General features: G+C 33.2%; 19 protein-coding genes. 13 read left to right on the forward strand and 6 right to left on the reverse strand.

What is annotated here, in order from left to right:
- Positions 1 to 59: 59 nt before the first annotated feature.
- Together SD960_RS01075 and SD960_RS01080 are read right to left on the reverse strand one after the other, a co-directional pair.
- Positions 60 to 3,158 (reverse strand): efflux RND transporter permease subunit, encoded by a 3,099-nt coding sequence (locus SD960_RS01075; RefSeq protein ID WP_318800370.1) that lies wholly within the window; start codon positions 3,156 to 3,158, stop codon positions 60 to 62.
- A gap of 141 nt (positions 3,159 to 3,299) precedes the next feature.
- Positions 3,300 to 4,361, reverse strand: a complete 1,062-nt coding sequence (locus SD960_RS01080; protein ID WP_318800371.1) for an efflux RND transporter periplasmic adaptor subunit — start codon at positions 4,359 to 4,361, stop codon at positions 3,300 to 3,302.
- 519 nt (positions 4,362 to 4,880) lie between these two features.
- On the opposite strand from SD960_RS01080, the gene SD960_RS01085 reads away from it, so the two are divergent.
- The 4 genes from SD960_RS01085 to SD960_RS01100 all read left to right on the forward strand — a co-directional run bounded on the left by SD960_RS01085 (position 4,881) and on the right by SD960_RS01100 (position 7,415).
- A complete protein-coding gene (locus tag SD960_RS01085) occupies positions 4,881 to 5,477 on the forward strand; it encodes a redoxin domain-containing protein (protein WP_318800373.1) in 597 nt (198 codons plus the stop codon).
- A gap of 28 nt (positions 5,478 to 5,505) precedes the next feature.
- The gene (locus SD960_RS01090; RefSeq protein ID WP_318800375.1) at positions 5,506 to 6,360 is read left to right on the forward strand and encodes a hypothetical protein; all 855 of its coding nucleotides are present in this window, start codon (positions 5,506 to 5,508) and stop codon (positions 6,358 to 6,360) included.
- Between the two features lie 57 nt (positions 6,361 to 6,417).
- A complete protein-coding gene (locus SD960_RS01095) occupies positions 6,418 to 6,750 on the forward strand; it encodes a hypothetical protein (protein ID WP_318800377.1) in 333 nt (110 codons plus the stop codon).
- A 65-nt stretch (positions 6,751 to 6,815) separates the two neighbouring features.
- Positions 6,816 to 7,415: a PAS domain-containing protein gene (locus tag SD960_RS01100; protein WP_318800379.1), complete on the forward strand. Its 600-nt coding sequence runs from the start codon at positions 6,816 to 6,818 to the stop codon at positions 7,413 to 7,415.
- Positions 7,416 to 7,666: 251 nt separating this feature from the next.
- On the opposite strand, the gene recG is transcribed toward SD960_RS01100, so the two are convergent.
- Positions 7,667 to 9,775: an ATP-dependent DNA helicase RecG gene (gene recG, locus SD960_RS01105; RefSeq protein WP_318800380.1), complete on the reverse strand. Its 2,109-nt coding sequence runs from the start codon at positions 9,773 to 9,775 to the stop codon at positions 7,667 to 7,669.
- 266 nt (positions 9,776 to 10,041) lie between these two features.
- On the opposite strand from recG, the gene SD960_RS01110 reads away from it, so the two are divergent.
- On the forward strand, positions 10,042 to 10,926 hold the full coding sequence (locus SD960_RS01110) for a hypothetical protein (protein ID WP_318800381.1): 885 nt from the start codon (positions 10,042 to 10,044) through the stop codon (positions 10,924 to 10,926).
- Between the two features lie 120 nt (positions 10,927 to 11,046).
- Positions 11,047 to 11,589, forward strand: a complete 543-nt coding sequence (locus SD960_RS01115) for a DUF1697 domain-containing protein (RefSeq protein ID WP_318800382.1) — start codon at positions 11,047 to 11,049, stop codon at positions 11,587 to 11,589.
- 76 nt (positions 11,590 to 11,665) lie between these two features.
- Here the strand turns inward: SD960_RS01115 and SD960_RS01120 are convergent, their stop codons facing one another.
- Positions 11,666 to 12,436, reverse strand: a complete 771-nt coding sequence (locus SD960_RS01120) for a diphthine--ammonia ligase (protein ID WP_318800383.1) — start codon at positions 12,434 to 12,436, stop codon at positions 11,666 to 11,668.
- Positions 12,437 to 12,497: 61 nt separating this feature from the next.
- On the opposite strand from SD960_RS01120, the gene SD960_RS01125 reads away from it, so the two are divergent.
- The 3 genes from SD960_RS01125 (at position 12,498) to SD960_RS01135 (ending at position 16,371) form a co-directional block, all read left to right on the forward strand.
- The gene (locus SD960_RS01125; protein WP_318800385.1) at positions 12,498 to 13,274 is read left to right on the forward strand and encodes a transposase; all 777 of its coding nucleotides are present in this window, start codon (positions 12,498 to 12,500) and stop codon (positions 13,272 to 13,274) included.
- On the forward strand, positions 13,271 to 15,331 hold the full coding sequence (locus SD960_RS01130; RefSeq protein ID WP_318800387.1) for a M1 family metallopeptidase: 2,061 nt from the start codon (positions 13,271 to 13,273) through the stop codon (positions 15,329 to 15,331). The genes SD960_RS01125 and SD960_RS01130 overlap by 4 nt, the downstream gene beginning before the upstream one ends.
- Before the next feature lie 140 nt (positions 15,332 to 15,471).
- Entirely contained in the window at positions 15,472 to 16,371 is a 900-nt protein-coding gene (locus SD960_RS01135) for a patatin-like phospholipase family protein (protein ID WP_318800388.1), read from the forward strand.
- Positions 16,372 to 16,473: 102 nt separating this feature from the next.
- On the opposite strand, the gene SD960_RS01140 is transcribed toward SD960_RS01135, so the two are convergent.
- Positions 16,474 to 16,995, reverse strand: a complete 522-nt coding sequence (locus tag SD960_RS01140) for a hypothetical protein (RefSeq protein ID WP_318800390.1) — start codon at positions 16,993 to 16,995, stop codon at positions 16,474 to 16,476.
- A gap of 124 nt (positions 16,996 to 17,119) precedes the next feature.
- On the opposite strand from SD960_RS01140, the gene SD960_RS01145 reads away from it, so the two are divergent.
- The 4 genes from SD960_RS01145 (at position 17,120) to SD960_RS01160 (ending at position 21,540) form a co-directional block, all read left to right on the forward strand.
- Positions 17,120 to 17,887: a sulfite exporter TauE/SafE family protein gene (locus SD960_RS01145; protein WP_318800391.1), complete on the forward strand. Its 768-nt coding sequence runs from the start codon at positions 17,120 to 17,122 to the stop codon at positions 17,885 to 17,887.
- A gap of 119 nt (positions 17,888 to 18,006) precedes the next feature.
- Positions 18,007 to 18,141 carry a hypothetical protein gene (locus SD960_RS01150; RefSeq protein WP_318800392.1) on the forward strand — a complete coding sequence of 45 codons (135 nt, stop codon included), beginning with the start codon at positions 18,007 to 18,009 and terminating at the stop codon, positions 18,139 to 18,141.
- 317 nt (positions 18,142 to 18,458) lie between these two features.
- Positions 18,459 to 20,795, forward strand: a complete 2,337-nt coding sequence (locus SD960_RS01155) for an ATP-dependent helicase (protein WP_318800394.1) — start codon at positions 18,459 to 18,461, stop codon at positions 20,793 to 20,795.
- Between the two features lie 124 nt (positions 20,796 to 20,919).
- A complete protein-coding gene (locus SD960_RS01160; protein WP_318800395.1) occupies positions 20,920 to 21,540 on the forward strand; it encodes an L-threonylcarbamoyladenylate synthase in 621 nt (206 codons plus the stop codon).
- A gap of 188 nt (positions 21,541 to 21,728) precedes the next feature.
- Here SD960_RS01160 and SD960_RS01165 read toward each other — a convergent pair whose 3' ends face one another.
- Complete coding sequence (locus tag SD960_RS01165) at positions 21,729 to 22,562, reverse strand: flagellar motor protein MotB (RefSeq protein WP_318800396.1); 834 nt, start codon at positions 22,560 to 22,562, stop codon at positions 21,729 to 21,731.
- Between the last annotated feature and the right edge of the window lie 8 nt (positions 22,563 to 22,570).

The raw sequence follows: 22,570 nt of genomic DNA on the forward strand, positions 1-22,570 counted from the left end.
TCTTTTGCCACAAAATCACGAATTTTTATTAAATTAATTCGTGGTTCGTGGCTAATAAATTATTTGTTACTTTCTCTTTCGTATTCTTCAATATGATCAAATTCCGGATAATGTTTTCTGGCTTTAGACCACATTAAATAGATTGCAGGAATAACAAAAAGGGTCAATGCTAATGAAAAAATTGTTCCTCCAACAATTACAACTCCCATTCCAATTCTACTTGTAGAAGCCGCTCCAAGTGACATTGCAATTGGTAAAGCTCCTAATGCGATGGCTAAACTGGTCATCAAAATTGGACGTAAACGCGCTTCCGAAGCTTCTAAAATAGCCTCAAGTTTTGGCTTGCCCTGTTCTCGCAGCTGATTGGCAAACTCTACGATCAAAATACCGTTTTTGGTTACCAGTCCAATAAGCATTACTGTACCAATCTGACTAAAAATATTCCAGGTCTGGTTGAATAACCACAAAGAAAATAATGCACCGGCAACAGCCATTGGAACAGTTAAAATAATAATTAACGGATCTATAAAACTCTCAAATTGAGCAGCTAAAATTAAAAATATCAATAACAAAGCCAATCCGAAGGCGAAAGAAGTATTCGAGCTGCTTTCAACAAAATCCCGGGATTCTCCACTTAAATCTGTGGTAAAACTTTCGTCAAGAACTTTAGCTTTTATTCTGTCCATTTCCTGAATACCATCGCTGATACTTTTTCCCGGTGCCAAACCTGCGGCAACCGTTGCAGACATATAACGGTTATTGTGGTATAACTGAGGCGGATTACTTTGTTCTTGTATTTTTACCACGTTGTCCATCTGAATCAATTCTCCGTTTTTGTTTTTAACAAACATCGACGTTAAATCCAAAGGTTTCGAACGGTCTTTTTGATCAAATTGACCAATAACCTGATATTGTTTTCCATTTTTAATGAAATATCCAAAACGTTGTCCGCTTAAAGAAAGTTGTAACGTTTGAGCGATATCAATGATAGAAATCCCTAAGCTTTCGGCTTTTTCACGATCGATGCTTACGTTTATTTCAGGTTTGTTGAATTTTAAATTAACATCGGTCGTAGAGAAAACATCACTTTTACCAACTTCATCCATAAAAAGAGGAATTTTTTCTCTTAATTTGTCAAAATTTGGAGCCTGGATAATATATTGAATCGGTAAACCTCCACGTCTGTTTACGGAAATTGTAGGCTGTTGAATTACAGATGTTTTAGCATCCGGATATTTTTTAGTCCACTTGTTTAACTGATCAGCTATATCTTTTTGAGATTTAGCTCTTTCATCCGGTTCTTTCAACGAAAGCCTGATAAAACCGGAATTTGTTGCAGAACCTCCGGAACCTCCGGCGGTAATTACTAAACTCACTTTTTTCTCCGGAATAGAATCATCAACCAATTTTGACATTTCCTGCATGAAACGGTTTGTATAATCATAAGATGAACCTTCAGGAGTTGTCATACGCATCGTTACAGAACTACGGTCATCATAAGGAGCCGTTTCTTTTGGCAGAATGGTAAAAAACAAATAAATCAAACCAAAACAAATAATCAAAATAGGAAAACTAAGCCATTTTTTGGCGATAAAACGCTGTAAAGATTCTGCATAACCACTATTTAATTTTTCAAAAAACGGTTCTGTTTTAATGTAGAATTTCGATTTTTTCTGTTCTCCGCCTTTCATTAAATAGGCATTTAACATTGGTGTTAAAGTCAGGGATACAAAAGCAGAAATTAATACTGCGGCACCAATTACAACACCAAATTCCCGAAAGAGTCGGCCTACGAATCCTTCTAAGAAAATTACCGGCAGGAATACTGCTGCCAAAGTAACTGAAATTGAAATTACGGCATAAAAAATCTCATTTGATCCTTTTATTGCCGCTTCAATTGGCGACATTCCTTCTTCGACTTTTTTAAAGATGTTTTCTGTAACTACAATTCCGTCATCAACCACCAAACCTGTAGCCAAAACAATGGCCAATAAGGTCAATACGTTGATCGAGAAACCGAAAAGCCACATGATAAAAAACGTAGCAATCAACGAAACCGGAATATCAATTAAAGGCCTGAACGCAATTGCCCAGTCTCTAAAAAACAAATAAATAATGATGATTACCAGAATAATAGAAATTCCCAAAGTTTCAGCAACTTCTAATACTGATTTCTTAACAAACTGCGTATTATCAAGCGCAATGTTTAGTTTAATATCCTTTGGAAGATCCTTTTTTAAAGCGTCGTATTTTTTATAAAACTCTTTTGAAATATCAAGATAATTCGCTCCCGGCATTGGTACAATCGCCATACCAATCATTGGAAGCCCTGATGAAGTTAAAGAAGTTTCTATATTTTCAGGACCTAATTCGGCACCGCCAACATCGCTTAAACGAACAATTTTATCTCCATCGGTACGAATAATGATGTTGTTGAATTCTTCCGGTTTAGAAAGATTTCCAATTGTTTTTACGGTTAATTCGGTGTTGTTTCCGGTTAATTTTCCAGAGGGTAATTCGACGTTTTGCGCGTTTAATGCGGCACGAACTTCTGCAACTGTACAGCCGTAAGCCGTTAATTTTACGGGATCAATCCACAAACGCATGGCGTAACGTTTTTGCCCCCAGATTTGAACACCACTTACGCCCGGAATCGTTTCTAAACGCTGCGAAATAACGTTTTCAGCATAATCACTTAATTCTAAAGAGCTTCGGGTGTCGCTTTGTACCGTCATAGATATAATAGATTCACTATCAGCATCGGCCTTTGAAACTACAGGCGGAGCATCAATATCCTGCGGTAAATTTCGAACAGCTTGCGAAACTTTGTCACGAACATCGTTTGCAGCTTCTTCAAGATCTTTATCTAAATTAAATTCTATGGTAATATTACTGCTTCCCTGATTACTTGATGATGTAATATTTCGAATTCCGTCGATAGCATTTACGGCTTTCTCCAGAGGTTCTGTAATTTGCGATTCGATAATATCAGAATTGGCTCCGGTATAATTGGTTCTAATAGAAACCTGCGCCGGATCAATTGATGGAAATTCCCGAACACCCAGAAATGTATAACCAATGAAACCGAATAAAATAATCAAAAGATTAAGTACAATGGTTAAAACAGGTCTTTTTATACTTATGGTTGATAAACTCATGTTTAGATTTTAGATTTTAGAGTTTTGATTTTAGAATAAAGAAAATAGAGTATAGAATAAAGAGAATAGATTAAGATTTAGAACTTATAACTTATAACCCACAACCTTAATAACTCATAACTCAAAATTCATAATTCAAAACTACTTTTTTACGTTAACTTTTATCGGAGCTTCATTTTTTAATGACATTACACCACTTGTAATCAAAGTGTCACCCGCTTTTAATCCAGCTAAAATTAAGATTGAAGCATCTGTTCTGGTTGTTGCATCTACCATAACTTCTTTGGCTTTGCCCATATTTGCGATATAGACTTTTTTACCATCCTGTATTGGTACGATAGCCTCAGAAGGAACTACAATAGCATCTTTAATAATGCTTAAAGGCAGTTTTACATCGGCAAATGTTCCGGGAAAAAGTTTTCCGTCAACATTATCAGCGATCGAGCGTATTTTTAAAGTACGAGTTGCCACTTCAACTTCAGGCTCAATGGCGTAAATTTTTGCAGTATATATTTTATCAGATCCAGAAACAGTAAAATCAATTACAGATCCTGATTTTACCTGCGAAGCATATTTTTCCGGAATAGAAAATGTAATTTTTAGTTTTCCGGTATTAACCAATTTTGCCACCAAAACAGTTGGGGTAATATAAGTTCCCGGTGAAATAGAACGCAAACCAATTTTTCCTGAAAAAGGAGCTTTTACAGAAGTTTTGGCAATTTGGGCTTTAATTAATTGTGTTTGAGCTTTCATCGATGCGTAATCTGCATTAGCAACATCAAATTCTTCCTGGCTTATAGCTTCTTTTTGCAAGAGTAATTTTGCTCTTCTTTCGTTTTCACCAGCTAAACCTTCTCTTGTCTGTGCTTGTTTTAACTGAGCTCTTAATTCAACATCGTTTACTTTAAAAAGAACCTGACCTTTATTTACATATGTACCTTCAGTAAAGTAAATTCCCTCAACAATTCCCGAAACTTCACTATGAATTTCTACTTGTTCATTGGCTTCAATAGATCCTGATAATGACAAATTATTATCAAAAGTTGAAGTCTGAACAATAATTCCGGTTACAGTTGTAGGTCTGTCTTTGTCGCCGGATTTTTTAGATTCATCATTTTTAGTTTTATTAGACATCACGCGATACGTGATAAACCCTCCGAGTACTATAATAATAAGGGCATAAATTAGGTTTTTTAGTTTCATAAACTTGAGGTAAAGATATTTTTTGGTGTTTTTTAGTAGCTCGCAAAATTAACTTTTTGTATTGAAATCAAAAGGCGTTAGCTTTTATTTAACAATAAATTTAAACAGCTGTTTAATAGGTTATTTGGGCAAACTTTTGCCTTTAGACTTGTTTTTTGATAAAAGGTTTAAATCGAATTTATTTTTTTTCTGTTAAAGTTAAAAAATTTCCAGATAGTAATATTTAAAACATTTTAAATCAATTGTTTATACTCTGATGATGGTTTGTAATTATTCTAAACAAGCATTCTTTTTGCATTTTGTATGATTTATTTTGCAGTTTATCGTTTTTTATTTGTAACATTGATAAGCTTAAACAAAATGGTAGTTTTTTGTGAGAATATTAATGTTTTCGGCGGTTAAGTGTTGAATTAAGTACGATTTTTATCTAAATTTAAGTTAAAAAGATACTTTATTAGAATAAATTAATTAACAAGTGTTTATTAATTGTTTGCCTTAAAATTAAAAAACTACCTATCTATGAGAAGAAAAATACTCGTTTGTTTGTGGATTTCCTTATTGTTTTGTGCAATTTCATTTTTGTTTTGGCAGAATGAAATAAAATATACTTTGCCCACACCAATTCCTCAAAATTTCCATCAGATAGCAATAGGAAAAAAAGTCGACTTAAAATGCTGTATTACTGATAACAGACCTGTTTTTATTCATTTTTTTAATCCCGATTGTCCTTGTTCCCGATTTAATATTCCGCATGTAAGCGGATTGATTAAAAAGTACGAAGACCGGATTAATTTTAAAATTGTTGTCCTGAATAACCAAAAGAAATTTACCATAGAAGAAATTCAGAAGAAGTTTGATGCCAAAATTCCTGTTTATTTTGACGAAGGTATTGCAGAAAATTGTGGTGTTTTCTCAACTCCGCAAGCCGTTATTGTTGATCCGTCGCATAATTTGTATTATCGGGGAAACTACAATAAAACAAGATATTGCACTAATGCCGATAGTAATTATGCACAAATGGCATTAGAATCATTATTAAAGCAAACCAAAACCCCCTCATTTGATGCTTTAGCTCTAAGAGCTTACGGATGTTCATTACCAAAATGTTCTAAATAAATCTAACCTTAACCTAAATACCACAATTATGAAAACAAAAGCCAGTTTAAACGAACAGGATTATTTGCACAGTTTTATGTCAACAATGACGCAAAAATCTGATACTATTATCAATTATGTTCTTGCAGCCTATTTCTTCCTTGGAATTGGTCTTGCCTTTAAATACGACACCTTTGAAATTGGTGTAGGAGTAGGTACATTAAACCTGTTAATGTATTATTCTGCAAAATTTTTACTTAAAAAATCAAATTTTTACCAGTATGTTTTATCAGTTGTACTGGCCATTTTTATGGCACAATACATTTACCAGATGCATGGTTTGTTTGAAATGCATTTTACAGTATTTATTGCCAGTACGATTCTTATTATTTATCAAAACTGGAAATTACAAATACCGCTTACGCTTTTGGTTGTAATGCATCACGCAGGTTTGGCTTATATGCAAAATTTTGTTTACCATGATCCAAATGGTTTACAAGTTTATTTTTCGCAGGTAAATTTTGATATGGAAACGTTAATTATTCACGTGATATTGGCGGCCGTAGTATTTTTTATGAACGGTTATTGGGCTTATTATTTTAAAGAACACAGCCAGAATCATATTTCTAAAATATCTGATGAATACGAATTGGAAAACATCAAATTGGCTTCGGCAAAATACAGTTCACTTTCTGCAACTAAAGAATACAATGATTTTGTTCACAGAACGACTTTAGATTTAAAACTTCCGGTAAGCTCTGTATTAAAATTAATAGACGTTTCTAAAGGGCATACTGACAATGACAAATTGCTGAGCTATCTGGATATGATGAGAGACAGTGCCAAAAAAATTGATGATTTGGTGAATGATATTCACGTAAAATCAACTAATAGCAGAGGTTAGAATTGCAGTTTCAATATGCCGGCGATTTCCAAATCAATTTTAACTTAATCTTATTTTATGTCCAAACACGATTTTGAATCGGCAAATACTATGCTGACAGAGTTAAAAAAGTCTTTTGATGTTTTCTTGAAAAATGATGTTTCGTCAAAAACAGAATTTAAAACTGATTTTGGAAAAGAAGTTACTAAAATTTTTGACGAGAACCAGGAAAATCCAAACGCAAAGAAATTAGATTTTCAATATAAAAAAATCATTCAGATAGCAAACGATATTCAGCATTTAAAATCTGTAAATGACGAAACTTTGCCAGACTGGCTGGAAGATGAGCTGGAATCTGTTTTTAAAAAAATCAAAAACTTATTGAAAATTTTAGAAGAAGAACTTAATTAAATAAGCGTAGGAAATATCATTTTATACGTAAAACGTAATACATATTAATTTTAAACACAAGATTTATGGATACCAGAATTACTCGCCCGACACCATCTGACAGAGAAGTTGATTGGAATAAAACTAAAGTGTTACTAAGTAAAACAGATACAAAAGGAACCATTTTATATGCCAACGAGGCTTTTATTGACGTTTCTGGTTATGATGAATTTGAACTGATCGGACAGCCGCACAACGTTATCCGTCATCCGGACATGCCAAAAGTGATTTTTAAATTTTTATGGGATAGTATTAAATCAGGCGAAAATATTCATGCGATTATCAAAAACATGTCTAAAACAGGCAGATACTATTGGGTAATTACCGATTTTAAGATCATTGCCGATGGAGATGGAGAAATTGTTGGATATTTTGGAACCAGAAAATCAGTGCCCGAAACTATTATCGTAAAATTTATAGAACCTTTGTACAAAAAACTAATACATATTGAAGAAGTTAGCGGAATAGGGGCTTCTGAGGATTATTTGGTTGGTTTTCTGGAAGAACGCAAAAAAACATACATGGAATATGTTGATCATCTGGTTGCAACAGGTAAAGACGACAAGAATAAAGTAAGTAAAGGCTTTTTTAATGGTTTTTTTGAAAAGAAAAATACAAAAAAATAATAGTAAATTATTTTGAAGATTAAACATGACGCTGTACTTCATTGTATCTATAAAATATTCAACTTCAAATTTGCTCCCCAACAAATTTAAATCAATCTTACCATAACGGTAAATGAATGTTTTGATACAGTGAAGTTTTTTTTTTCTTTAGGCTCAAAGTGGCAAAGGCACAAAGATATTGAGTATCTAAGCTTTTAATTTTAAGTTTGAAATTAAACCTTTGTTCCTCTATACCTTTGCGCCTTTGTACCTTAACTAATATAATTCCAAATATTTTTTTTCTTCGTTAATTCTATGAAGACAGCTTTTAGGGTTGCATGTTCTGGTTTTTGGAGAGGTGCGTCATTTTTTAAAATCATCATGGCATAATTTCTGGCCAGGCCCAAAATATCACGATCACGAACAATATCAGCAATTTGCAGGTTTAAAACACCACTTTGCTGCGTTCCCATCAAATCTCCCGGACCACGAAGTTTAAGATCGACTTCGGCAATTTCAAAACCATCATTGGTTTGAACCATAGTTTCCATTCTGGTTTTACTATCGGCACTTAATTTATGGCTTGTCATCAGAATACAATAACTCTGTTCGGCGCCACGACCCACACGGCCACGCAACTGGTGAAGCTGAGACAAACCAAAACGTTCGGCGCTTTCGATAATCATAACACTGGCGTTGGGTACATTTACGCCAACTTCTATCACGGTTGTTGCGACCATAATATTGGTTTTCCCTTCAGAAAAACGTTTCATTTCGGCATCTTTATCCGCAGGTTTCATTTTTCCGTGCAAGATTGAAATTGAATATTGAGGAAGTGGAAAATCACGTGAAATACTTTCATAGCCATCCATTAAATCCTTAAAATCCATTTTTTCTGATTCCTGAATCAGCGGATAAACGATATAAATTTGTCTCCCTTTTGCAATTTCATCTCTGAGGAATTTCCATACTTTCAATCGGTTACTGTCAAATCGATGAACAGTCTGAATTGGTTTTCTGCCGGGAGGCAACTCATCGATAACAGAAATATCAAGATCGCCATATAAACTCATTGCCAAAGTTCTGGGAATAGGCGTGGCGGTCATCACCAAAACATGTGGCGGAATATCATTTTTCTTCCACAGTTTAGAACGCTGTTCCACTCCAAAACGGTGCTGCTCATCAATTACGGCCAAACCTAAATTTTTAAATTTTACTTTATCTTCCAGCAAAGCATGTGTTCCAATCAAAATATGCAAACTGCCGTTTTCAAGCTCTTCATGAATTATTCTTCGGGCTGCTGTTTTGGTAGAACCGGTTAATATTTTTATGTTAAGATTTAAAGTTACGGCCAATTCGGATAAACCAATAAAATGCTGATTGGCAAGAATTTCTGTTGGCGCCATCAAACAAGCCTGAAACCCGTTATCCATTGCCAAAAGCATGCTTAAAAATGCGACAATTGTTTTTCCAGAACCCACATCACCCTGTAATAATCGGTTCATTTGGGCATTACTTCCCATATCAGAACGGATTTCCTTAACCACACGTTTTTGTGCATTTGTAAGTTCAAAAGGCAAATGATTCTGGTAGAATTCATTAAAAAATTCACCCACTTTACTAAACGGATGCCCCTTTATTTTATGTTTTCTAATGAGATTTTTGGTAATTAATTGTAGTTGAATAAAAAACAATTCTTCAAATTTCAATCGGAATTGGGCTTTCGCCAAAGCCTCAGTGCTTTTTGGAAAATGAATATTGAATAAAGCGGCTTTTTTCGAAATCAGTTTTAATTCTTCGATTAAATAAGCTGGAAATGTTTCAGAAAACAATGCCTGAGTTTCAATAAACAATTGCTGCATTAATTTATTGATCGTTCGGTTCGAAATTCCGCGATTTGTGAGTGTTTCTGTTGAAGGATAAACAGGCTGCATCGCAGAACGAAGGCTTTTTTCGTGCTCGCTCAGCAATTCAATTTCCGGATGTGCCATACTAAACTGACTTCCGTAAAGGGAACATTTTCCAAAAATTACACAAACTTCATTTATTTTTAAACTCTCGCGAATCCATTTATGTCCCTGAAACCAATTCAGGTCAATTTGTCCTGTATCGTCCACAAAAGTGGCAACCAAACGTTTTTTATTCTTTGCAAACTCAACCGTTTTAATGTTGATGATTTTTCCAATAATCTGAACTTCAGAGCCTGTGTTTTGAAGTTCATTTATTTTATAATAACGCGTCCTGTCAATATATCGATTCGGAAAAAAATTAATTAAATCTCCATATTTATGAATACCCAATTCTTTACGAAGCAACTGGCCACGGCTTGGGCCAACACCTTTTAAGTATTCGATTGGGGTTTCGAGGAGATTATTAGACATTTTTTAGACTTCTTAGATTTTAGTCCCGAAACTTCGGGATAGACTTTATAAAATAGAAGTAAGAATATAGAGTAAGGAATTTTGTCTATAATTCTTTGTTCTAAATTCTTTTTTCTATTTAGGATAGCGAAGATAGATTTTAATTAGGAATTTTAAAAACTAAATAGTGATAAGAAAAAATGTAAGAAAAATATTGTGTTATACTTTTTTATTGTATTATTGTAGGATTAATTTTATTTTTAAGTTAACCATTAAATAAACCACAAATGAATAATAAAATTCTTTATTTACTAATTGTTTCATTCTTTTTGTTGACGAATTCAAATTTATTAGCTCAAAGTCAAAATATTTCAATCTTATCAATAGAAAATTCAGATAAAAGTGTTGATTTATTTTATGAAAAGAAAAATCCGGGAAGTTATACCTTAAACATTGAATTTTCAAATTTAAGTAATTGTAATGTTAGTACTTACGAAAAAGTAATATGTGATAATTCAGGATTTATTATGAAACTTGAGCCAGTAGATAAAAATCAAAATATTACTTATTCGATTCAGTACATTGCCACTTTAGGAGCTGTAAATCCGAAGATTGATAATTTATTTAAATATGTACTTCCTTTCAAAAATGGCAAAAAAATAAAAATATTTGAAGCAGAATATGCAGGTCAAAAATATTTTGGTTTAGAAAGGTTCCCAGATTGGAAATCTTATGCTGTCGCTACAAATAAACCAGATACGATATGTAGTATGAGAAAAGGTATTGTTGTTTTAATCGATAATCAATACAACGACAATTCAGTTTTAGATGCACAATTTACTTCCAGAAGAAATCAAGTGGTGATAGAACATGAAGACGGGACTTTTGCAATGTATAAAGGTTTCAAAAAAGATGGAATCTTTGTCCAACTTGGACAAACAGTTAATGCACAAACTGAATTAGGAATAATTGAAAAATATAATAAAAAGGAATATAGATTGGACTTTGACGTTTATTATCTGTCTCAAAATTTAAATTCTCAAATTGAGCAATCTCCATTGAGAGCTAAAAACACATATCAATATTTTCCACCTGTTTTTTATACTCAGGAAGGAAGAAAGCGCTTAGAATCTGGCAAAGAATATACTGTCTTTCAAAATGAAAATATTTAATAGAGAATTTTAAATCCCGGAAGAAAGAAACTACAATGAAAAGTATCCATTAAAATGAAACTGTTTCTAATTGTTGTCAAAGTTTTAAAAATTATATCTTTGAGTTTTAAATTTTGAAAAATGACAACACATTTAGCACTTCTGCGCGGCATCAATGTCTCGGGACATAACATGATGAAAATGGAAGCTTTGAAAACAATGTTGGAAAATATTGGTTTTCAAAACGTGAGAACGTATCTACAATCCGGAAATGTTTTTGTAGAAAGCGAAGAAGAAGCTTCAAAAGTGGGTTTTATGATCAAGCAGGAAATTTTTAAAGTTTTTGGACACGAAGTTCCTACGATTGTGATTACGAAAGAAGATCTGGAATTGTGTTTTGCAAACAACCCTTTCTTTAAGGAAAAAGATATTGACACTAAAAAACTCTATGTTGCTTTTGTCTCAACTGTTTTGAAAAAAGAAAACATAAATGACTTAAAAATCAGTCAGTTTAAACCCGATGAAGCCAGTATAGACGGCAACAGGATTTTTATTAAATATGATATTGGTGCCGGAAAAACCAGATTGGAAGGAAAGTATATCGAAAAAAAACTAAATGTCATTGTAACCATGCGAAACTGGAATACGGTTACGAATTTGCTTGCAATCTATAATAATGAGTAAGAGTTTTTTGCCACGAATTGCACGAATTAACACAAATTAATTCGCGAAAATTAGTGCAATTCGTGGCAAACTTTCTTTATTTTGGTATTAAATCGCAATACCAAAATCCGAAATCAAAAGGATCGACTGTATTTGTATCGCAGGCTGTATTTGAAGTATCTTCATTTCCGGATTTTTCATATTTTCTATAAACAATTTCTCCAATTTCGAAATTTACGGGTTCTGAGAAAATAGGTCCGTCAAAAGTAAAAGTATGAAATTCGCCGTTTTCGCCACATACATCAACGTTATCGGGTAGATCATTAATGAAATCCTGATCGATAATTCGTCCGACAAAACTTTTATCTAAAAAACGTTCGTTTACGCAAACTACAATAGTTTTAAATCCTAAAGCAATAAATTCCTGTATCAAATTTTGCGTTGGAATTTTCCAGATAGGAAAAACACCTTCAAAACCAATTCTGGACAATTGATCTTCGCGATATTTTCGTAAATCTTCGAGAAAAATATCCCCAAAAACAGAATGTGTAATTCCTTCGTTCTTTAATTCCGTTAAAGTTTCTGTCATTACATTTTCGTAAACTTCCATGGTTGGCATTTCCGGAATCTGCAAAATTTTTAACGGAATCCCGATGCTTTTCGATTGTGATTCTAACAATTCGACCCGAACGCCATGCATCGAAATTCGTTGAAATTGCTGGTTTACGCTTGTTAAAAGATATTCGATCTTATATTCAGGATTTTGCAGTATTTTATATAATGTAAGTGCAGAATCTTTACCGCTGCTCCAATTGAATATGGCTTTTTTTTGTTTTAACACGATGTTGTAATTTTCTATCGTAAACATACAAATTTCATTCGATTTGTTGATTAAACCTTTGTAACTTTGAATATTTATACGCCTAATAATGTCATTATTTCAAGATAAATATAAAACCAATTCAAATCGATTACAAAATTGGGATTATTCGAATCAAGCCGTTTATTTTATTACGATAACTACAGAAGATCGTAAATGTATTTTTGGGTCTGTTGTAGACGACAAAATGATTTTGAATAATGTTGGGCAAATTGTTGAAAATGAGCTTTTAAAATCGATTAAAATTCGCAAAGACTGGTTTTTTCATAATTGGATTGTTATGCCAAATCATATTCATTTGTTGATTGAAATTCAAAATGAAAATGAAATTCAAAAAGAAATTCAAAAAGAAAATCAAATTCAAATTCAAAATCAAAACGAAATCGTAACCACAACGCATATCGTAGAGACGCACTGCAGTGCGTCTACGCCCGGCACATCGACAAAGATTGAGGCAAACGTTGAAACAAACATTGAAACACACGTTGTGTCAAACGTTGCGGAGACGCACTGCTGTGCGTCTCTACACATACAGGGCGTGGATAAAACCGTAAATAAAAATACGAATCAATCACAATCAAAATTATCCAGAAAATCAAATTCAATTTCATCTTTTGTTGCTATATTTAAATCTGTTACCACAAAACAAATAAATGATTTGTATAAAAACAGACAAATTGCCAATATAAATAGCAAAAAAATATGGCAAACCAATTATCACGATCATATTGTTAGAAATCATAAACGATTCGAGACCATATACAATTACATAAAAGCAAATCCAAGATCTTGGGACACAGATTCTATAAATTCAAAATTTCAATGAAATATATCCTACTATTATTTACTACTTTCATATTTGCACAACAAACACAATTTGTCGATTTTAAATCGGTAAACGGACAATTGAAATTAAATGCCAAAGAAAAATCTGTTTCCGGATCCGTAGATTACGAATTTGAGGTTTTAAAACCTTTAGACACCATAAAAATTGATGCTAAAAACATGGAATTTTCTAAGGTTGCAATCAACCAAAAAGAGGTGATTTTTATTAATACCGGTAAACAATTGCAAATTATTGACAACTTTCAAAAAGGACAAAATCATCTTACTTTTGATTACGCTGTAAAACCAAAACAGGCTTTGTATTTTGTAGATATCGAAAATGCAGAAGTTCAAATCTGGACACAAGGGCAGGGAAGATACACCAGCAATTGGTTTCCAAGCTTTGATGATGTGAATGAAAAATTGATTTTTAATCTGGGAATTACTTATAACAAAGATTATCAGGTTGTTTCAAACGGAATTTTGAAAGATAAATCGTCAAGCGGAGATTCAATTCATTGGCAATACCAGATGAAAAATCCAATGAGTTCTTATTTATTGATGCTTGCCATTGGAAAATATGATAAAAAAGAATTTACTGCAAAATCTAAAATTCCGTTAGAATATTATTTAGAAAATAAAGATGCAAATCGTTTTGAGCCAACATACCGTTATTCGAAACGTATTTTTGATTTTTTGGAAAAAGAAATAGGGGTCAGTTATCCATGGGGAATTTATAGAGAAATTCCGGTTCGCGATTTTCTATATGCAGGAATGGAAAACACAACAGCAACACTTTTTGCAACCCGTTATGTAGTTGATTCAATTGGTTTTGAAGATCGAAATTATACTAATGTCGACGCGCATGAATTGGCACACCATTGGTTTGGAGATTTAATAACAGCCGAAAGCAGCACACATCATTGGCTTCAGGAAGGTTTTGCAACCTATTATGCTGCTTTGGCCGAAAGAGAAATTTATGGTGATGACTATTTTTACTCGAAATTATACGACACCGCCCAACAAATAAAATTTGCTTCGAGAACTGACACAATTCCGGTTTTAAATGCCAAAGCGAGCTCGCTTACTTTTTATGAAAAAGGTGCCTGGGCTTTATTTGTTTTACATGAATCAATTGGTGATAAAGCATTTAAGAAAGCCGTAAAAAGTTATTTGAAAAAATATGCTTATCAAAACGTGAATACTCAAAATTTCTTTGACGAAATAAAAGAAGTATCCAATTTTGATTTGGTTCAGTTTCAAAAAACCTGGCTGGAATCTACTGTTTTTGATACTGCTGCTGCAAATGCTTTGTTGAGCAAAAATAAAGCAATTCAAATTCGGCTGGAAGTTGATAAATTGAAAAAGACACCAATAGCCGAAAAGCTTGATTTTTTAAGAAATACTTTGAAATCAGATGTTTATTATGCTGTTAAAGAAGCAACTGTTGATCAATTAGAAAATGAAAAGTTTGAAGCCAAGAAAGAACTTTTGCTTTTGGCTTTACAAACCAATAATATACAAATTAGGCAGGCTGTTGCGACTACTTTAACCAAAATTCCCGAAGAATTTAGATCAGAATATGAAACTTTACTGAATGACAAATCATATCAAACGCAAGAAATTGCTTTGTATTGGTTATGGAAAAACTTTCCGGATCAGCGCAATGCTTACTTAGATAAATCGAAAAACTGGATAGGTTTTAATGATTATAATCTTCGTACGATGTGGCTTTCACTGGCGTTATCAACTCCAAATTATACTGAGAATTCAGAAGATTTGATTGCTGAATTAATTTCGTTTTCATCTAATAAATATGAAGCCACAACACGACAAAATGCTCTTGAAAAATTAATCGCATTTAAAATAATTAACGATCAGGTTCTCAGTAATTTGGTTAGTTCTACAACGCATCATATGTGGCAATTTTCGAAATTTGGAAGAGACACGATTCGATTTTTATTAAAAAAACCTGAAATGCGTGCTTCATTTGATAGAATTTTACCTAATTTGACCCCCGATGAACAGTTTCAGTTAAATCGTTTATTGAAAGAGTAAGAAGAGAATAGAGAAAAGAACAAAGAGAGTAGAGCAAAAAATATAGATTTTTGCGCATAGCTTTTAGTCTTTTTTCTATATTCTTTACTCTATTCTCTAAAAAAAAAGCCCAAAAACAAAATAATACCTACATTAAATTTATGAGAGCATTGGTTATTTCAGGTGGTGGCAGCAAAGGCGCATTTGCCGGCGGAGTTGCACAATATTTAATAGAAGAAAAAAATCACGAATACGATTTGTTTCTGGGAACTTCGACAGGAAGTTTACTGATTCCGCATTTAGCCTTGGGGCATATTAAAAAAATCCACTCTGTTTATACTAATGTTACCATGTCAAGTATTTTCAATATTTGTCCGTTTGTAGTTAAAACCAAAGATGGTGTTGATATTGTAACGATAAATCACTTCAATGTTTTACGTCAGTTTTTTAAAGGAAAAAGAACATTTGGCGAAAGCAAAGGTTTAAGAAAGTACATTAAGAATAATTTTAGCCTTACGGATTTTAATAAGCTGAAAAAACTAAATAATGATGTAATTATAACGGTAACCAATTTTACCAAAAATGAATCAGAATATAAATCTATAAAAGATTGTAGCTATGAAGAGTTTTGCGACTGGTCTTGGATTTCGAGTAATTATGTTCCGTTTATGAGTTTGGTTGAAAAAAACAATTACGAATATGGTGATGGAGGATTTTCGAGTTTGGTTCCTATTCGTGAAGCTATTAACCGCGGTGCCACAGAAATCGACGTTATTATCCTCGAAACAGAAGTGAATATGGACAAAATGGTTATTGGAAAAAACCCGTTTTCGCTAATGATTGATTTGTTCCGAATTGCCTTAGATCAGGTAGAGAAACATGATATTGCTATAGGAAAACTTATGGCAAACAACAAAAATGTAAAACTTAACTTATATTACACGCCCACAAAACTGACTGACAATGCACTTATTTTCAATAAAGAAGTAATGAAAGAATGGTGGGAACAAGGTTATGAATATGCTCAGAATAAGTCTGAAGTTATGAGTGATAACAGGTAATTTTAGATTGTTGATTTTAGATTTTAGATTGCTAAAAATGAAATTAATTTTTCATCTTTACAAAAATCTAAAATCTAAAATCTGAACTCTAAAATTATTTTCTTACCACAAATCTGCAACTTCATTCTTGATATATCCCAACGCAGCATTACTAGGAGATTGTTTCTCTAATAAATCATTCAAAATCACTTCACGTAATTTATCTGCGCTGTCAACACGGTCGCTCATGGCAGCTTTACGAATAATTTGAATAGTTGAGTTTTTAGCTGTTGTAATGATTGTCCAACATTCATCAGACATGTAAATTTGCTGTGTTAAATTATGCTCGAATTCTTGTTCGATTTGGTCGATTACGAAGTTTTCATAATCGTGTTTTTCGTTTGATATTGGCACAACTCTAATCAATAATTTTGTTAGGTTTATACGCTCTAAATATAAAGTCATACGTTCGTAAGCCTGTAAACGTATTGGTAATGATTGTTTCTGATATTCTTTATTTAATAAAAAGGCACGTTTTTTATCGTTGTTTTTAATATGTAATTCAAAAAAACTGTAAGCTACAAATCCGGTCACGATGGCGGGTAGAGTATAACTGGCTAATTCTATAATTCTTGTAAAATCCATTTGAATAATTTTTCAACAAAAATATACTTTTTGAGGAGAAAACAACATTATTTTTTATTGTAATAAATGAAATGGAAGCCTACTTTTGTGCACAATTCTTTAAACCTGCTGAAACCCAATATAAATGGAATCATACATCATTATTTTACTTTGTTTAGCTGCTTTTGCTGCAGGATTTATTGATGCTATTGTAGGCGGCGGTGGATTAATCCAAACCCCAATGGGATTGATTTTATTACCAAATTTGCCAGTTTCTACTGTTATTGGAACTTTAAAATTACCTGCTTTCACCGGAACTGCTTTTGCAGCTTTTCAATATTTGAAAAAAGTAGTGATTCAATGGAAATTACTTTTGATCATGATGTGTTTGGCGGTTCCATCTGCGTTTTTAGGTTCTACGATCTTAACGATGGTTAGCAATGATTTTATGAAACCATTATTACTTGTGGTTTTGTCTTTGCTGTTTGTATATACTTATGCAAAGAAAAATTTTGGTCAGCATGTCGAAAAAGACCATTCGGCAACAACTCAGGTAATTTATGCCGTTGTAATTAGTGTAATTGTCGGTTTTTATGATGGTTTTATAGGTCCTGGAACGGGCAGTTTTTTTGTAGTTGCTTTTATTGCGTTATTAGGTTTTGATTTTCTGCATGCTTCGGCAAATGCCAAAATGGTAAATCTTGCCACTAATTTTGGTTCGATTTGTTTGTTTATGATAAAAGGAAAAATCATTTGGTCAATAGCAATTCCGATGGCAATTAGCAACGGACTTGGCGGTTGGCTTGGAGCAAAATTAGCGATCAATAAAGGAAATGGTTTTATTCGAATCTTCTTTTTAGTTGTGGTAATAGGGACTTTGATACGTTTTGCTTATGATGTGTTTTTTAAATAGAAATGCTAAGATACTAAGTTGCTAAGGTTCTAAGTTTTTATACTTTTTAATTGTTTGCGGGATTTTTATTGTAAGAAAAATTAATTATTTTTGTTTGAATATTTACAATATTTTATAAAATGACTGAAACAGATAATAAAAATTTAGAGAAGTTGATTGAGGGACTTCAAAAAAGCGAAGAAGATATAAACGCATGTAGAACAATTGATTTTTCGGAGTTTAAAGAAAAGCTAAGAATTATGTATAGTATTTAAAACTTGTATTGCTGTACTAAGTTTCTATTGTTTTAGCAAAAAAACTTAGGATCTTAGCATCTCAGTAACTTTTTATAAAAAAAGCCAATTGTTTGAATCTAGCCCCGATAGAGGCGGTATCCTCGCAGTGGAACGAAGAGATATAGCCGAAAGCGGGAACTATGTTTATTAAAATGCCTATTGTTCTGCTTCGGAATAAAAAAAATAGCATACCAAAACTCAGAATCTTAAGAAAAAAAACTTAGCATCTCAGAACCTTAGTATCTTAGGAACTTTCTTTTTTAATTCTTATTTTTGCATAAAAGGAGAAAAATTTCATGCAAAAATATATTGACCAGCTCAACGAAGCGCAACGAGAACCCGTTTTAAAGAAAGATGGGCCAATGATTATTATTGCTGGTGCAGGATCTGGAAAAACCCGTGTTTTAACGATTAGAATTGCTTATTTAATGGCCCAGGGTGTTGATGCATTCAACATTTTATCGCTTACTTTTACGAATAAAGCGGCCCGTGAAATGAAACACAGGATTTCGGATATTGTGGGTGCAACTGAGGCTAAGAACTTATGGATGGGAACTTTTCACTCGATTTTTGCCCGTATACTGCGTTCAGAGTCAGATCATTTGGGTTATCCTTCCAATTTTACAATTTACGATTCACAGGATTCGGCGAGACTTATTTCTTCGATTATTAAGGAAATGCAGCTGGATCGTGATATTTATAAACCTAAACAGATTTTAGGCCGAATTTCGAGTTATAAAAACAGCTTAATTACCGTAAAAGCCTATTTTAATAATCCCGAACTTGTTGAAGCCGATGCAATGGCAAAAAGACCAAGATTGGGTGAAATTTACCAGCAATACGTAGAGCGCTGTTTTAAAGCCGGTGCAATGGATTTTGATGATTTATTATTGAAAACCAATGAATTGCTGACTCGCTTTCCAGAAGTTTTAGCAAAATATCAAAATCGTTTCCGTTATATTTTGGTTGATGAGTACCAGGATACAAATCACTCTCAGTATTTGATTGTTAGGGCTTTATCAGATAAATTTCAGAATATTTGTGTGGTTGGAGATGATGCCCAGAGTATTTATGCTTTCCGCGGAGCGAACATTAATAATATCCTGAATTTCCAAAAAGATTATGAAGGTGTTGTAATGTTTCGTTTGGAGCAAAATTACCGTTCGACGCGAAATATTGTGGAAGCGGCAAATACTATCATGGAGCATAATAAAACCAAACTGGATAAAGTTGTTTGGACGGCAAATGATTTTGGAGCAAAAATTAAGGTTCACCGCAGTTTGACGGATGCCGAGGAAGGACGTTTTGTAGCCAGTACCATTTTTGAACAGAAAATGCAAAACCAGCTTCATAACGGAGCTTTTGCAATTTTGTATCGTACTAATGCCCAGTCGCGTGCGATGGAGGATGCTTTAAGAAAACGTGATATTCCGTACAGAATTTATGGCGGATTGTCTTTTTATCAACGTAAAGAAATCAAAGATGTTTTGTGTTATCTGCGTTTGATAATTAATCCGAAAGATGAAGAAGCATTGATTCGTGTGATCAATTATCCGGCGCGTGGAATTGGAGATACAACTGTTGAAAAACTAACTATTGCCGCGAATCATTACAAACGTTCGATTTGGGAGGTAATGGTGAATATTGATAAAATTGATTTGAAACTGAACACGGGAACAAAGAATAAATTGAATGATTTTGTGACGATGATTCAGAGTTTTCAGGTAATCAATGAAAATCAGGATGCTTTTTATATTACAGATCATGTGGCTAAAAAAACAGGTCTGGTTCAGGAATTAAAGAAAGATGCTACTCCGGAAGGAATGGCGAAAATTCAGAATATCGAAGAACTTTTAAATGGTATAAAAGATTTTACTGAAGGACAAAGAGAAATTGACGGGGCAAGAGGAGCACTTTCTGAATTTATGGAAGATGTAGCACTTGCAACGGATTTGGATAAAGATACAAGTGACGAGGATCGTGTGGCGCTGATGACAATTCACCTTGCAAAAGGATTGGAGTTTCCGCATGTTTTTGTGGTGGGAATGGAAGAAGATTTGTTCCCGAGTGCAATGAGTATGAGTACAAGAAGTGAATTGGAAGAAGAACGTCGATTATTTTACGTAGCTTTAACTCGCGCAGAACATCAGGCGTATTTAACTTACGCTCAATCGCGTTACCGTTGGGGAAAACTGACGGACAGTGAACCATCTCGTTTTATTGAAGAAATTGATCCGCAATATTTAGAATATTTAACGCCTGCAGAAAGTAATTATCGCTATAAACCAATGATTGACGGTGATATTTTTGGAGATGTAGATAAATCAAAATTACGATTGGCGAAACCGGTTGGAGGAACTCCGCCAAAACACATTACGGATAACGAACCAAAACCGGATTTGAATATTCGAAAACTAAAACCTGTTGCTGGAAATGCGCCAACTTCTACCGGTGCAAATTTATTCGACAGTAAATTAACGGTTGGAAATGTTGTGATGCATGAACGTTTTGGCAAAGGTGAAGTTATCAGCCTTGAAGGTGTTGGAGCTGATAAGAAAGCCGAAATAAAATTTGAAGTAGGCGGAATTAAAAAGCTCTTGCTGAGATTTGCTAAATTGGATGTGATAGGATAAAAAAAGTTTCAAGTTTCAGGTTGCTTGACTTTGAACATAAATTTAACCGCAAAGTTCGCAAGGATTTACGCAAAGTTTTTAAACTTGAAACCTGAAACAAATAACACTTTAAACAAAAAACTAAATGGCTGAGTTCATAAAAATATATCCCGATAAACCTAGTGAAGCTGCGATTGCAAAGGTTGTAAAAGTGCTTCAAAATGGAGGTTTGGTAATTTATCCAACAGATACTGTTTACGGTTTAGGCTGCGATATTACCAATTCTCGCGCTTTAGAGAAAATTGCAAAAATTAAAGGAGTGAAATTAGAGAAAGCAAATTTTTCATTCATTTGCCATGATTTGAGTAATTTGTCAGATTATGTGCGCCAGATTGATACTTCTACTTTTAAAATTCTAAAAAGAGCTTTGCCCGGACCTTATACGTTTATTTTACCGGGTAATAATAATTTACCAAAAGAGTTTAAAAAGAAAACTACTGTTGGTATTCGTGTGCCTGATAATAATATTGCTTTGGAAATCGTTCGCCAGTTAGGGAATCCTATTGTTTCGACTTCTATTCGTGATGAAGATGACGTAATTGAATATACAACAGATCCTGAATTAATTTTTGAGAAGTGGCAAAACCTTGTTGATATGGTAATTGATGGTGGTTACGGAGATAATGTTGGTTCGACAATTATCGATTTATCTGAGCATGAGCCCGTTATTGTAAGAGAAGGAAAGGGTGATATAGATATTTTGTAAAAAAATACTGAAATAGTATAATTATTTAAAATATTTAACTAATTTTAGGATAGTTAAAATTTAGTTAGTTAATTTAAAAATAATGCTATTCTTAATTAACATTTAATTGGTTATTAAAAAAGTTAAGAGTAAAATAAAAGCAGGTCAATTGACCTGCTTTTTGTATATTATAAAATGAAATGCCAGATTTATTTAGCTTGTTTTTTCATTTCTTTTTCAATCATATCATAGAATTGATCGATTTTTGGCATAACAACAATACGAGTTCTTCTGTTACGTGCTTTGTTTTCAGGAGTATCGTTTGCAACTAATGGAATGTATGAACTTCTACCAGCAGCAATTAATTTTGCAGGGTTAACACCAAGGTCATTTGTTAATACACGAACAATAGAAGTAGAACGTTTAACACTTAAATCCCAGTTGTCTAACAAAACACCATTGCTTTTGTAAGGAACGTTATCTGTGTGTCCTTCAACCATACATTCAAAATCAGGCTTGTCGTTTACAACTTTTGCAACTTTAGCTAAAACGCCTTTTGCTGCATCTGTTACATCATAGCTACCGCTTTTAAATAATAATTTGTCTGCGATAGAAATAAATACAACTCCTTTTTCAACATTGATTTCGATATCCGGATCGTTGATTCCAACTGCTCCTTTTAAACTTGTAACTAAAGCTAAAGTAACACTGTCTTTTTTAGTTAAGGCATCTTGAAGTCTTGAGATTTTTAAATCTTTTTCTTTTAAGCTTTCTAAAGATTTTTCAAGATTTTCAGCTCCTTTTGTAGTTAATACAGTTAAGTCTTTTGAACTGTTTATTAAGTCCTGATTGTGTTGTTTATAACTTTCAGCTGTTGCTGCTAATCCTGCTTTTTCTTCAAGACAAGAATTTAATTTAACTGTGCAAGAGTTTAATAAATCTTGGGTCTCTTTGTTCTTAGCTTCTAATGCTGCGTATTGTTTTTTCGATACACAAGAAGTTAAGGCCATTAATACTGTTAGTGCGATAACTATTTTTCTCATAGGTATTA

It is taken from the genome of Flavobacterium sp. MMLR14_040 (assembly GCF_033657265.1).
Lineage (GTDB): Bacteria > Bacteroidota > Bacteroidia > Flavobacteriales > Flavobacteriaceae > Flavobacterium.